This is a genomic window from Fibrobacter sp., from assembly GCA_024398965.1.
In the GTDB taxonomy this organism is placed as follows: Bacteria; Fibrobacterota; Fibrobacteria; order Fibrobacterales; family Fibrobacteraceae; genus Fibrobacter.
Map to the genome: position 1 here is coordinate 161,337 of JAKSIF010000004.1, position 13,804 is coordinate 175,140.

The window sequence follows — 13,804 nt, forward strand, 5'->3', positions numbered from 1 at the left end:
TCTATTTCTCCAGCGGAAGCATCAAGATACGGGACTTTCTGCTGTAGTTGTAATGTTCACGCTTGGTCTTGGGCAACTGCTCGATGGTGCCGTCCACAAAGCCGAAGTGGTAGAACCAGTCCAGCGCCTGGGTGGTCAACAGGAACAGCTTCTTGTAGCCCTTCATGCGGCCCACCTCGATCAAGTGGCGGACGATGGCGTCGCCGATGCCGGACTTGCGGTAGTTGGCGCCCACAGCGATACCTGCAATTTCTGCCATGCCGTCCTCGAATTCGTGAAGGGCGCCGCAGCCGTGAATGCTGTTATCGATGTTGTACACCACGTAGTCCTTGAGCTTTTCGGAAATGCTTTCCTGGGTTCGCGGCACAAGGAAGCCCTGGTCGATGTAGTCCTGCATGATGCGCAGGATATCGGGAATGTCTTCCATGTTGGCGGGCCTGATACTGGAGTACTGGTTGGCGTACACCATGGTACCGTCACCGCGGGCGGAGAACACTTCCTGAAGCAAGCTGCCCTGGAATTCACCGCTAAGCAAGTGCACACGGTTGGCGCCGGCCTTGCAGGCGTGAATGGCGTTCATCAGGTAGTCCATCTGGGCAAAGTTCAACGTATCGGAATTCAGTTCCAGAAGTTCCTGGGCCTGGTCCACATCCATAGCAGAAATCAGGCCGTTGTCGGTAGGCTCCAGATACTTGGTGTTCTTGCCAGTTACCAGGCCTTCCAGCTTGATACCGTCCTGGTTACCGATGAAGAACAGCTTGCCCACCTTCATGTACTTGCAAAGTTCAGTGGCCAGTTCCGTGGAGCTGATGTTGTAGGCGTGACCGATCTTGTTCCAGCCGATAGGCGGAATGATAGGCACGAAATTCTCGTCCAGCAGCTGTTCCAGGATATCCTTCTGGACACGTTCGATGCGGCCGGTGCGCATATAGTCCACACCGTTTACCACACCCATGCTGCGGGCCAAAATCCAGTTGCCCTGAATACCACGGAGTCCGCTAGCGGTCAGGTGGCTCATGATGTGCTGGGCAGCGCCAAGAGATGCCTGTTCCACATGGGGCAGGGCCTCTTCGCAAGTAAGACGTACGCCGTTATGGAACTTGGATTCCAGACCCCAAGCCTTCAGCTGGGCATCGATGGAATTGCGGGTGCCGGGCACGATAATGATCTTAATCCCGGACTTGTGCAAAAGCCCGATATCTCGCATGAGCACAGGAAACAGCGGATGGCTCATGAGGTCATCTTCGATCTTCAAGACAAACAGCTGACCCTTGAAGCGTTCCATATAGCCGAACACTTCGCGAATGAAACCTGCTACTTCAAAATGCTGGGATGTAAAATCATTTGGGTTCATGTGGGGAAAGATAGGAAAATTTTTTATGGTGCCTACGCGGAGGTAGCTCTCGCAGCGCGGAATGACCTAACAAAAGAACGCACCCCAAAAGGAGTGCGTTCAAATCTCGTTTTCAAGCGAATTAATTCACTACTTCTTGCCGGCGGGCTTTTCAGCAGGCTTCTGGGCATCGGCCTTGGGGGCTTCTGCCGGCTTGGCTTCGGCGGCGGGCGCAGCAGGCTGTGCGGCGGGCTGTTCTGCAGCCGGGGCAGTACCGTCAGCGGCTTCGGGCGGAACTTCGGCAAAGACCTTCAGCAGTTCCACTTCGAACACCAGCATGGAGTTTGCAGGAATCAGCGGCGGCACGCCTTCTTCGCCATAGGCGAGAGCGCTGGGGATCCAGGCCTTGACCTTGTCGCCTTCCTTGAGGACCATGAGCAGGTCCTGCCAGCCTTCGATCACGGCGCTTACCGGGAATTCCAGCGGTTCACCGCGCTTGACGCTGTTGTCGAATTCGGTACCGTCCAGCAGGGAACCAACGTAGTGGACCTGCACCTTGTCGGATGCCTTGGGAGTGATGCCTTCGCCCTGCTTGATGTACTGGTACTGAACACCCTTCGGGGTTGCCTTGACAGTAGAGTCGGCGGCGTTCTTTTCGAGGAAAGCCTTCTGGTCGTCAAGTGCCTTCTGAGAAGCGGCCTTTTCATCGGCTTCCTTCTTCTGCTGCATCTGGAGGAGCAGATCCTGGAGAGCAGCCTCGGCAGTGGAATCATCCATAAGGACTGCGCGGCTTGTATCCACCTGGTCCTTGATGGCGTCCATGAGCACTACCATGTTCAGGGGAACGCTGATGTTGGCGATAGCCTTACCCAGGTCCATACCGAGAGCATAGCTGTAACGGTTGGCGGGGTCGTTCAAGTCTGCCTTCTGGGTTACGGGGGCTGCAGCCGGAGTTTCAGCGACGGCAGGAGCAGCGGCCTCTGTAGCAGCGGGAGCCGGAGCAGCACTGGGTTCTACAGCGGGCTTCTGGGAGCCACCACAGGCTACCAGAGCGCCACAAAGAGCAAAAAAGGCGGAACAACGAGTGATATTCATGTATTTCCTCATAGAAAACTTGTGATTTCTAACACCCTAAAAGTACAAATTTCAAAATGGAGAACACGCCGTGAACACTTTCAACATTCCGTTTTTGCGCAAAAAACGGCAATTCCCCATTCACCGCGCAAGTATTCCGCCTTTCTGATCTTCCAAAAACGGCGTTTTTAAGCAAATTTCGCCATTTTTCCCGTTATCGTGACCTACACCACAAAAAAAATCGTTTTGTAAACCGAACTAAACAATGCCCTTTGAAAATGTTACAAAAATACTATCTTTGCGCGCAAGAAAGAGAAAAGGTTGAGGTTAACTCATTATGAACGAACACTTTAGAAACATTATCGCTTCTGCGAATGCTAACAAGGAACAGTTCGACGGTTCCCTGGAAGTAATCAAGGATTCCCTTCATGCTTCTATCGCAAGCGCCGCTCCCGAAGCAGCAAAGGCTCCCGCAACCACCGGTTGGCTCAAGGGCAGCCTCTCCTACCCCTGGGTTCTGGTTTGCTCCGTCGTCCCGGCTCTGAAGGACATTTTCTAGAATCGGTCGGAAAGCCGGATTAGGCCCCCAATAAAAACGTTTGGTTTTACATATAGTGAATAAGCCTCGAGGAATTACCCCGGGGCTTTTTAAATTCCTGAAAAAACGGCAAAAAAAACTCTTTTGTTATTTAAAAGCCAGCGACCATGCAGATAACTTTGTTGTTTACGCGGCTCTCGGCTTTTACTATCTTGTGGGTCATAGAAATTAAACCTGGAGACAAATATGGCAGCTCTCGTTTTGGATGGCAAGGCTCTTGCCAAGACTACCGAAGAAGAACTCAGCGCACGCGTGGCTAAGCTTAAGGAAAAGACCGGCAAGACCCCGATTCTTGCTACCATCCTCGTTGGCGACGATCCCGCTTCCGCAACCTACGTGAAGATGAAGGGCAACGCCTGCGCTCGCGTGGGCATGGAAAGCATCAAGGTGATCATGCCCCAGGATACCACCACCGAACAGCTGCTCTCCAAGATCCAGGAACTGAACAACAATCCGGACGTTCACGGCATTCTCCTGCAGCACCCGGTTCCGCGCCAGATCGACGAACGCGCCGCTTTCGAAGCTATCGACGCACGCAAGGACGTTGACGGCGTGACCTGCCTGGGCTTTGGCCGTATGTCCATGGGCGAAAAGGCCTATGGCTGCGCTACCCCCCAGGGCATCATGCGTCTCTTGAAGGCTTACAATATCGAACTCTCCGGCAAGCACGCTGTGGTTGTTGGCCGTAGCGCAATCCTCGGCAAGCCCATGGCCATGATGCTGTTGAACGCCAACTGCACCGTTACCATTTGCCACTCCAAGACCCCTAACGTTCCGGAACTGGTGAAGCAGGCCGACATCGTGGTTGGCGCCGTAGGCAAGCCGGAATTCATCAAGAAGGAATGGATCAAGCAGGGCGCAGTTGTGGTTGACGCCGGTTACCATCCGGGTGGCGTTGGCGACTGCGAAAAGGGCATGGAAGAAGTTTCCAGCGCATACACCCCAGTTCCGGGCGGCGTTGGCCCCATGACCATCAACACCCTCATCTACCAGAGTGTTGAATCCGGCGAGAAGTACATTCTCGGCTAATCCGAATGTAGGCGCCGAAGGCGCAAACAAAGGCGATGGAATTTGGAGTCAGACCTCCTTTCCACCGCCTTTTTTATATCGTGTTCAATCTAGAACGGGAACATTAAACCAAAGCCAAGGGGAAACACAAGGGCTTCATTATCCAGATAGGCATTGTCTGTATCCAGATTGGTGTAGTAACCGCCCTGACCAGCAAAGAAATGGAAGCCAATCTCAGCATAGGCGCCAAAGTGCTTAAAGAACATCTGCTGAAAGCCAGCACCAAACATCAGCCGCCAAAAGTTGGAGTGATCTTCATAATGTCTGTGATGTTCATTCCATGTGGAATTCAAGTCATGTACCCACTGGGAGGAATGATACAAGTACGGCCCATTCAAGCCCATAGGATGCCAGGAAACATTGACTCCAAGAAAAAGAAAATCATCATCAATACCATTAAAGCTTGCACCTACGGCAAACTTGTCGTTCAGGAAAGTCTGCTCCACATTTACCATTCCACGACTGGACAAGCTTGTACCTACTGAAACTGATGTTGTAGCAAAGCAAGCCACAACAAAGCAAAGGGCAAACAAAATGGCAACAGCAAATTGCCTCATATCTAACCTCCAAAAATGTTCATTGCATCTAACGAAAATATACAAAAACAACGTAAAAAAGCCCATAAAAATGCCCCCAGGCAGCGTCTGCTAGGGGGCGGTACAAGGTAGTATGAGAGATGAATATTTTTAAAAATTCTGCGGCAAGAGCTGCGGGGCCGGCAAGTTACTTGCGGACGCGAACAGTCTGCATGGCCTTGCCTGCCTGGCCGTAGCGCATGATGTACATGCCTGCGGAGAGACCCGCCTGAGCGCGGTTCCAGACTTCGCGGGTAGCGCCGGCTGCCACATTGACGGATTTTACCAGCTGGCCGTTCATGTCGAACACCTGACACTTGACCATGCCGGAAGCAACCTCAAGACGGATCGGCTTGATGGCGGTACCATCGTCGCCACCGGGAACGTTGCCGGGCTCCTGACCTTGATTTTCGCCGGGAGTTACAACCGGATTGGCGGTGCCATCACCCGTAAGCTTGATCCAGTCTACGTTCAGGTTGTCGTTGTTGATTGTCAGACGGAGAGTCTGCTTGCCCGCGGCAAGCTGAATCTCGTCGCCCTCGGATTCGGAATAGGTATCCCAATCCCCCAAATTCTTGACGGTCACATCTGTACTGCTGGAGCCAACAGCAACAGTGACAGTGCCTGCGGATGCGTTACCGGTGGCGCCGTTCACAGCGACCTTGTACTTGCCGGCAGACTTCACATCCAGAGTGTATTCGAAGTAGTCGCCTGCGGTAGTGTAACCAACGGCATAGCCGGAAGCACCCTTCACAATGCCTGCGTTATCGCTGCGGTAATCCGGAGCTTCGTTCTCGGGATTGGAATGGCTGAATGCGTTCACGTCGTAGTTTTCGGCTTCAACGGTACCGGGAACTGCGATTGCGCCCTTGAAGGGCTTTGCCTCGGCAGCGGAGCTGCTGGAAGCGGGAGTTTCACTAGAGGAGCTACCGGGAGTGACAGCAGCGCCGTCGGAAGACAGCACGATGTCGCCACCGTTGGGCACGGCGTCAAAGTAGATGTAGCCATCGCTGATGGAAGCGTCGATAGCCTTGCTGCCCTGCATGGCAGAAACCTTGGTCCAGTTGTTGGAATTCTTGACGCGGATAGAAAGAGGATAATCGTACTTGGAAACGTTGTCTGCAATATTGTGAGTCAGCTTGAAGGCCATGGTGCCTGCGGCAGCGGAAGAAACGGCCTCGATCTTGGAAGCGTTACGTTCCTTGATGTACATGACGGTGCTACGCATGGTCGTGACCCAGATCTTGGAATCGTTCTGCTTAGCCCACTGGAGAGCGCCTTCAATGGCGCTGATATCGGTAGGAGAATAAGTAGCGTTTCCGTTGTTCTTGCCGGAGAAACCATGAGTCAGGAATGCCACCCAGCCACCCTGCTGAATAGCCTTCTGCATCTGACCGGTAAAGTCGTTAGTGCTCTTGATGGAACCTTCGGAACCCGTCATGATGGCAGAAACCTTGGTCCAATCGTTAGGACCATTCTTGCCCATGATATCGGAGCCACCCTGCCAGGAACCGTTACAAATACGACCGGCAATGTAGTTCTGATTCACTGCAGACTGGCTAGGAACATTACAGTTGGGGTAGGCCACAACAAGGCAGCCGTAGTCCTGGGTAATCTTGCTCTGGATAGCCTGCTTGGAAGAGGCTTCTTCACCCTGCATATTCTGCCCGTGGGTGTTACTGTGGCTTGCGATTTCGTGACCGTTCTTGGCCATGTTCTGGAAACCGCTCCAGTTAGGATTCCAGTTCACCACCACGTTGAAGGTGGCCTTGTAACCATACTTGTCGAACAGGGGGCCCGCATCGCTCACATGGCTGGGAGCACCATCATCAAAAGTGAAATTTGCCGCAGCTGTGCGGAAACCGGCCCAAGTGGCGATTTCCTGTGCCTGGGCAACGGTAAAGGCGCAAGAGGCGGCCACAGCGGCCAGGGCAACCTTACCAGTAAAATTGTACTTCTTCATAAACACTTCCTTATCCCTAGAAAATCCCTAGTAACCTATAATATATGTAAGGTACTCCAAAATGGAATAAGGCTAAGAAAGCTTCCGTTGTAGCCCATTACAACAAAGGCTTACTAAAAGTTACAACCAGAAATCACAGCGCAGCCAGGAAATCTTTGGCGTCCTGGCAACAGACCAGGGAGGGCCCCAGCAAATTCTGGAGGCGCATCAAGTCCGGATGGTCGGAAGGTTCAAAAACCACCACCTTTTTGAAACGTTCACGATGGCGGAGCAGGAATTCCAGGTTGTTTATGTCGGATTTCGGGAATCCATAGCCAACGAAATAGATTTCTTCGGCATTTTTCAGGTAATAATCGGCCTTGCTCCAGAGTAGATTGAACAAACTTCCCCTGAGGAAGCTCTCTTTTGCATGGGCCATGGGAATGTAGATAGGGGTATCTTCGCAATAAATGGGGAAACTGCGATCACAGGGTTCCACCTGGCATACGTTACGGAGGTCCAAGGTGTCGGAAACGCCCTTGAGAGGGAACCAGTTCAAGGATCCATGAAGCTTTATGAGGTCGATGGTGCGGTCACCACGGGAACGGACTGCGGAACGGTCCGCCGGATCGATGCGGACGCCATAATCCACCACCGCCCGGGATGAAAGTTCCGGATCGGCGGCAATGGCGTTCTCGATAATGGTATCGTAATTGAAGCTGAGGAGCAGCGTGTCCCGGACGCCATCAGAGGGGCTGTTGACGCAACCAGCCAGGAACTTGTTCAGAACCGCCGCCGCGTCGGAGTCCAAAGCGGATCCACCCGCCTGCTCATTGTTGCGGATGGTGCTGGCGATAAAACGGAGCATCTCGAAACGGAGGGAGGAATGGTAAAGGCGTTCCCGTTCTCCCGGGAAAATCTGGGCAGACAGAATGGAGGTTGCCAAGGTCTCGATGTTCAGGTATTCCCGCTGACCGTTGCAGATATCCAGAAAGTTCCTGCAGTAGTCCCTGAAATGAGGGAACTCGTCGGGAATGCCAAAGGGGATCAGCTCATTCAGGTCCCGAAGAGTAGGCATGGCGGGGCAAAAGGATTTGCTGAAGCCAGACCCTAGAACAAAGATGCGGCGATATACGCCAGGCGCTTTCTGAAAAAAATCACTCATACCATGAATGTACGATATTTTTGCCGGAAACGAGCAGGAAGATTCAATCAGAAAATCAACTTTTTAGAGAAAATTGTCACTAATTTCACAAAAATTTTGATTTAGTAGCATAAAATTTAATTTGTATGTACTCAATTTTTGCAAATTGACGTTTTTTATTAAACTTCTTCAAAAAAATTTGTCACCAAGCAGACCATTTTGCATTTTCAGTGGCAACAATTTTCGTTTTAAACGAACTTTTTGTTTAATTTATATGTAAAAATTGTCACTAAAAAGATGTTCTGTTTTCTTTGGTGACATAAAATTTGAAAAAAGGCCGATATGTAGACGGATTTCGAGGCAATCTCGCTAGAAATAGAGGTTGCCGTCGGCAAGGGCCGTGATGGGGACGAGGCGCTTGCATACGGCGGAAGCCGCGATTTTGGTGGTATCGTCCGGAGTGGAGGGGCCCAACACAAAGGCCACGCCCGACAGGAAGTTCATCCACTGCTGCGGCGTGAACTTGAATCCACAGAAATGCTTTAGACACGGAACTATCCAGGCGTCATGACTGCAGAAAATGCCATAACGGGGCGGTTTCGGGAGGTTGAATTCTGCGTAGGAGGCAGGGTCATCCATCTTCTGAAGCATCATGCGGAACATCTCCTCGGCGCGGCCCGACAATGGATAGAATGCCGGATGCTCGCCTGCGGAAATCCACTGGCAGATATTCGGATAGAAGTTCTCGTTGAGTGTCTTGAGGTATTCATCGTAATTTTGCACAAAGTAATCGCCCAGGCAATCCAGGATTTTTACCTCCGGCGCTGCGGGGGCGCCGGCGGACTCACGGCCCTGGCCGATCCGCTGGGCCGTTTCTACACAACGGCCCACAGGGCTACTGAAGTACACCGCGTCGTGATACACAGAGCCCGCCACACCAGGACCTATGGCAACACCCAGGTCGTAGCCCTGTTGGCGCCCCCGGTCCGTAAGGCCAACGTGGGCCCCGCTGTCTGTATCCGCGGGCGTTATATGGCGGCGTTCGCCATGACGCAATAGCAGGATAACTCTTTCGTCGGGCTCAAGACTCCCGAAAAACTCAGACGCAGCAACATACTTGTTCATGTCCGAAAGAATAAAAAATCCCGGACTCGGTCCGGGAACGTTCCATTACATCTCACAGCTCAACGCCGGCTAGAACACCAGCATGGGCAGCAGGTCAGCAAGCACCGGCGACAGGAAATGCCATATGGTGTGGGTAATGCCGAAGCAGACAATGCCAAGCAGGAATCCGCCGATAATATCGGTAAGCCAGTGCACTCCAAAGTACACGCGCAACAGCCCCCAGCTCATGGGGAACAAAAGCATGACCCAGCCATAGTAGGGCATTGCAGCAGTCATGGTCATGGCCACCGCAAAGTTGTTCATAGTGTGGCCACTGGGGAAACTGAATTCGTCCATGGGCGGCACATCAGGCTTGATGGAGTCAATCACCACGAAGGGACGGGGGCGCTTTACCGAAAGCTTGATAAGCTCATAAAGGCCCAGGGTAATTCCAGTTACAATGGCAGCTTCCATCACCACCGGGATAAAGGCTCGCCAACCGATATGAATGAAAAGTACAATGGCAAAGATAATCCAAACGTAACCATCTCCCAGGCGCACATAGGAGCGCAGGAACTTCTTGGTCTTTTCGGAAAAGTGCCTATTCTTCCAATACCAATAGAGGGAGACACTTTCGTCAAATCTTTGGATTCTCTTAAACATTGGGCCAAATTTACAAAATTTTGAGGAGGCTTTTTCCTAATTTTACGATAATATCGTCGAAGCAGGACCTGCCCAACACGAGTACTTTAGGTTTAGCCGAAGCCAACCGCCTTGCCCACTTCCTACTTCCAAGAGATTTTCATAATTATAGAGGTAAAAATGCGTGTACTCGTTTTAAACTGCGGCAGCTCTTCTGTGAAGTTTGCCGTCATCGATACAAAGACCAAGGAATCCATTGCCAGCGGCCTCGTGGAAAACATCGGCGTTAACGGCCACACCAAGGCCAAGGGCCCTGAAGGCAAGATCGACTTCAACTTCGACTGCCCCACCCACGCCGAAGCTGTGGACCAGGTAAAGAAGTTCCTGGACGAACAGAAGCTCACCGACACCATCGAAGCCATCGGCCATCGCGTGGTGCACGGCGGTAAGTACATCAAGAGCGAAAAGGTGACCCAGGATGTGATCGACTACATCCGTAGCATCGTCCTGTTCGCCCCGCTCCACGAACCTGCACACGCCACCGGTATGGAATGCGCCATGAAGTTCTTCCCGAGCCTCAAGGACAAGCAGGTTGCCGTATTCGACACCGCCTTCCACCAGACCATGCCCCGTAAGGCATTCCTCTATGGCATCCCCTACAAGTTCTACGAATCCGACGCCATCCGCCGTTACGGTTTCCACGGCACCAGCCACCGCTTCGTCACAGCCGAAGCAGCCGCCATCCTCGGCAAGAAGCCGGAAGACTGCTGCCTCATTACCGCACACCTCGGTAACGGTTCCAGCTGCTCCGCCATTCTCAACGGCAAGTGCGCCGACACCACCATGGGCTTCACCCCGCTGGACGGCCTCATCATGGGCACCCGCTCCGGCTCCATCGACCCGGCAATTCTCTTCTACATCAGCAAGAAGTACGGCTACGACATCGACCGTCTCGACAAGATGGTGAACAAGGAATCCGGCCTTCTGGGTCTTTCCGGCTTAAGCAATGACATGCGTACCCTGACCCAGGCTGCAAGCGAAGGCCACGTCGGCGCACAGATTGCTCTTGAAACCTTCTGCTACAAGCTGGCCCGCGAAATCGGCGGCATCGCCATGGCACTGCCCCGCATCGACGCCCTGGTCTTTACCGGCGGCATCGGCGAAAACAGCATGCTGGTCCGCAAGACCGTGATGGAAAACCTGGCACTTCTCGGCTACCAGATCGACGAAGATCGCAACAACAAGAGCGGCAAGGAATCCGGCCACATCATCTCTAAGGACGGCACTCCCGCTGCAATGGTCGTTGCAACCAACGAAGAACTGCTTATCGCCCTCGATACCGAAGAACTGGTAAAATAGGTTAAAGGATTCTAGCTCGCTGGCCGGTAAAACGTTTTACCATTAGTTAACGATTTCGTTAACCAATGATTGCGTTTTTGGCGTTTTCTCAAAGGTATTAGTTAACGTTTTCGTTAACAAGCGATTGAGACTAAATAACAGATGGATCTAAAAAAAGAGGCTCCCCCGCGGGAGTCTCTTTTTAGTTGTTGATCCGGAGCATTCCGGTTCAACTTTCAATTACTTGATGGTGAAGGTCTGGTTGTTCACACGGAGAACCTTGCGGCCCTGGAAGCTGTCTGCAGCGGCGCGGACTTCGTCGGCGCTTACCGGCAGGCGGCGCTTCCACATAACGCGGCCCTGAACATCCATCATTACTGCTGCACCGCGGTTAGCCATAATGGCCTGCTGCCAGCCCATCTTGGGAGATGCGACAACCGGGCGGATTGCGTTGGTGGTATCTCTCGGATCGTCACCCACAATCAGGATCAGCTTTGCAGTTGCATAGGTGGTAGCGTCGGTGCCCTTCACGCTGAAGGCCATGATGTAGTTTTCCAGCAAGATGGCGTCGGCCTTCGGGACGATGCTAATCATGTTGTCCTTGACGGTCCATTCAAGAGCTTCGTCGGCATTCTTGGTAGCAGACACTTCGAAGGTCAAGGTGTCGCCATCCGGATCCATGATTACGTCGTACAGGTCTACATCCAGACTCCAGTCTTCAGTACCCACATAGATGGTATCGTTAAGAGCAACGGGCTTGTCGTTGGTGCAAGCAATCACAGCCGGGATTTCAAGATCGGTAGATGCGCCCTGAGTATCGGTTGCGGTAACAATAACCTTAGCTTCACCGCAAGCGTTACGTACGGACTTCACAAGGATTGCGCCAGAGGACATGGAGGGAGCCAGCAGGCTGTCGTCGCTGCGGACAGTAATCTTGAGGTCGGCTGCCTTGTCGGAATCGTCGACGAACCAGCTAAGGACATCCAGCTTGGCGAACTTCTTGATGGTGGTAAAGTCTTCGGTGAGGGCAGAGAGGCTGTTACCAAGGGTGTCGAGGATTTCAGCCACAATCTCGGGAGCGTGGTTCTTGTAAAGAACAGTCAGGATGACTTCGACAGTGTCGGAAGCATCGCCCACAGCGTTGGCGTTGTAGTAGGTGAAGGAATCTTCGCCTTCGTAGCCAGCTTCGGATTCATAGGTAAAGGAGCCATCCACCTTGAATTCAAGGGTACCGTGCTTAACGTCGTCTACGACGGCAGCACCCAGAACGGACGCGCCATCGGGATTGTAGTCGTTAGCAAGAACGCCCTTCTTGGCATCGATAACATTGAGAGAATCCTGGATAACCTTGTAGGCATCGGCAACGGCAACCGGATTGTCCTTGACCGGAACAACATTCAGGAAGACACTGACGCTTACAGTATCTTTACCTTCGGCTGCATAGAGGATCACTTCGGCAAGGCCGGAGGCATCGGCAACCGGAGCCACCTGGATTACATAGCTGCTAGCGAGCTTGACATAGTCCAGAGTAACAACCTTGTCGCCCTTGAGCTTTGCGCCTATGGTCAGGTTGGCTTCGCCGTCGGGGTCGCTAAACACAACACCTGCGGTAGGAATCTTGATAGCAATTTCTTCGAAGTCTTCAAGGAGCGGGATGGTATCACCGATAGCAGCAGCTTCGCCGCCAACCGTGATAGCAGGATCAACGACTTCAACCACAGCCGGGTCGTCGACGTTGTTCACCTTGATGGTAACGGTAGCCGGAGCACTTTCCTTGGTACCGCCAACTTCAACAACAGTATAGGTGAAGGAATCTTCGCCGTAGAAGTCCTTTTCGGGAGTGTAGGTAAAGGTACCCAGGTCGGTATCGAATGCAAGTACGCCGTGTTCCACATCGCCAACAGTGCCAATCACAAACTCGTCGCCGTCGGCATCGTAGTCGTTGGCCAGCACGCTATTCTTTACAGCAACCTTGAGAGCAACCTCTTCGTCGGTCTCGTAGGAATCGTTAACGGCAACCGGAGCATTTTCGCGGTCGATAGCGTCAACAGTCAGAGTATAGGAGGCGGTCTTCTTGGTGGGGTCGGTTGCGGTAATGCTTACGACTGCACCGTTCTTGGGGTTGGGGGTTGTCACCAGCTTGATGACACTGTTCTGATTGAAAACGGTATCGGTACCGGCAAGAGCCACAGCCTTGACGCCGTCGTTCACGATCTTCACGGTAATCTTCAGATCGTCGCCATCCTCGTCGGTGAACATCTTGCTCATGTCCAGCTTGAGGGTATCGCCTTCGTTAAGGGTTTCAGAGCCTTCGCCGGAGGTATAGGGAGCGACCAGTTCCGGAGCGTGGGTCACGCATTCGTCGGCCAGAATGAAGCTTGCAATCTGAACTTCGTTGGTGCCAGCATCCACAGTGGCGTGGGTGTTCTTGAAGCCAATCTGAACGCCGGTCTGCTTGGTAGCATTCCATGCCACGGTAGTGGTGGACTTCCAGCCCTGAGTCAGTTCAGAGAAGGCGATGAAGGTCTTGCGGAATCCGGTTGCAGCCGGGATTTCCATGCCATAGTAGTTGTCGTCGGTAATGGTAGACTGCTTGAAGTCTACGCGGAAAGGCATTTCGGCCTTGTAGGTCATGCAAACGCCCTTATAGGCAGACAGGCTGATGGGAGTATCCTTACAGGAGGAATAGTCCGCATTGCAGGTCTGTTCCCAGCCAATGCCATAGCCGGCGCCATTGCTAGTCTTGCCAGCCTTGGCAGTAAAGTCGATAACGACAGCGCCGTTCACATTGGTAGTATCGATGGCGGCACCAGTACCGTACTTGAAGGTAAAGGAGTAGGCAGGAGCCTTGTCAACCTTTACGCCGTCTTCGTTGGTCCACACCACGGCAGTGGCTGCGGATGCATAACTGGCAAGTAAACCGAATGCCAGGGTAGCAAATTTCTTAATCATATAGGCCTCTCTTTCCTAATCCCAGGATTATATA

The 13,804-nt window shown here is 52.7% G+C and carries 11 protein-coding genes; 3 read left to right on the plus strand and 8 right to left on the minus strand.

All coding sequences use genetic code 11. The annotated features are described in order from the left end of the window. Position 1: 1 nt before the first annotated feature. Together argA and MJZ26_03250 are read right to left on the minus strand one after the other, a co-directional pair. Complete coding sequence (gene argA / locus MJZ26_03245; GenBank protein MCQ2104788.1) at positions 2-1,354, minus strand: amino-acid N-acetyltransferase; 1,353 nt, start codon at positions 1,352-1,354, stop codon at positions 2-4. Between the two features lie 129 nt (positions 1,355-1,483). Further along, positions 1,484-2,428 carry an FKBP-type peptidyl-prolyl cis-trans isomerase gene (locus MJZ26_03250; protein ID MCQ2104789.1) on the minus strand — a complete coding sequence of 315 codons (945 nt, stop codon included), beginning with the start codon at positions 2,426-2,428 and terminating at the stop codon, positions 1,484-1,486. Positions 2,429-2,744: 316 nt separating this feature from the next. Between MJZ26_03250 and MJZ26_03255 the strand changes: the two genes are divergently transcribed. After that, positions 2,745-2,966 (plus strand): hypothetical protein, encoded by a 222-nt coding sequence (locus tag MJZ26_03255; GenBank protein ID MCQ2104790.1) that lies wholly within the window; start codon positions 2,745-2,747, stop codon positions 2,964-2,966. 225 nt (positions 2,967-3,191) lie between these two features. Further along, a complete protein-coding gene (gene folD, locus MJZ26_03260; GenBank protein ID MCQ2104791.1) occupies positions 3,192-4,034 on the plus strand; it encodes a bifunctional methylenetetrahydrofolate dehydrogenase/methenyltetrahydrofolate cyclohydrolase FolD in 843 nt (280 codons plus the stop codon). A gap of 89 nt (positions 4,035-4,123) precedes the next feature. Here the strand turns inward: folD and MJZ26_03265 are convergent, their stop codons facing one another. The 5 genes from MJZ26_03265 to MJZ26_03285 all read right to left on the minus strand — a co-directional run bounded on the left by MJZ26_03265 (position 4,124) and on the right by MJZ26_03285 (position 9,501). Continuing rightward, positions 4,124-4,630, minus strand: coding sequence for a hypothetical protein (locus MJZ26_03265; GenBank protein ID MCQ2104792.1), 507 nt, complete (start codon positions 4,628-4,630; stop codon positions 4,124-4,126). 166 nt (positions 4,631-4,796) lie between these two features. Next, a complete protein-coding gene (locus MJZ26_03270; protein ID MCQ2104793.1) occupies positions 4,797-6,611 on the minus strand; it encodes a carbohydrate-binding protein in 1,815 nt (604 codons plus the stop codon). A gap of 133 nt (positions 6,612-6,744) precedes the next feature. After that, positions 6,745-7,755, minus strand: coding sequence for an SIR2 family protein (locus MJZ26_03275; protein ID MCQ2104794.1), 1,011 nt, complete (start codon positions 7,753-7,755; stop codon positions 6,745-6,747). A gap of 348 nt (positions 7,756-8,103) precedes the next feature. Beyond that, positions 8,104-8,859, minus strand: a complete 756-nt coding sequence (locus MJZ26_03280) for a histidine phosphatase family protein (protein MCQ2104795.1) — start codon at positions 8,857-8,859, stop codon at positions 8,104-8,106. Between the two features lie 69 nt (positions 8,860-8,928). Beyond that, on the minus strand, positions 8,929-9,501 hold the full coding sequence (locus tag MJZ26_03285; protein MCQ2104796.1) for a phosphatase PAP2 family protein: 573 nt from the start codon (positions 9,499-9,501) through the stop codon (positions 8,929-8,931). 159 nt (positions 9,502-9,660) lie between these two features. Between MJZ26_03285 and MJZ26_03290 the strand changes: the two genes are divergently transcribed. Then, positions 9,661-10,839: an acetate kinase gene (locus MJZ26_03290; protein ID MCQ2104797.1), complete on the plus strand. Its 1,179-nt coding sequence runs from the start codon at positions 9,661-9,663 to the stop codon at positions 10,837-10,839. Between the two features lie 219 nt (positions 10,840-11,058). On the opposite strand, the gene MJZ26_03295 is transcribed toward MJZ26_03290, so the two are convergent. Continuing rightward, positions 11,059-13,770, minus strand: a complete 2,712-nt coding sequence (locus MJZ26_03295) for a cadherin-like domain-containing protein (protein MCQ2104798.1) — start codon at positions 13,768-13,770, stop codon at positions 11,059-11,061. Between the last annotated feature and the right edge of the window lie 34 nt (positions 13,771-13,804).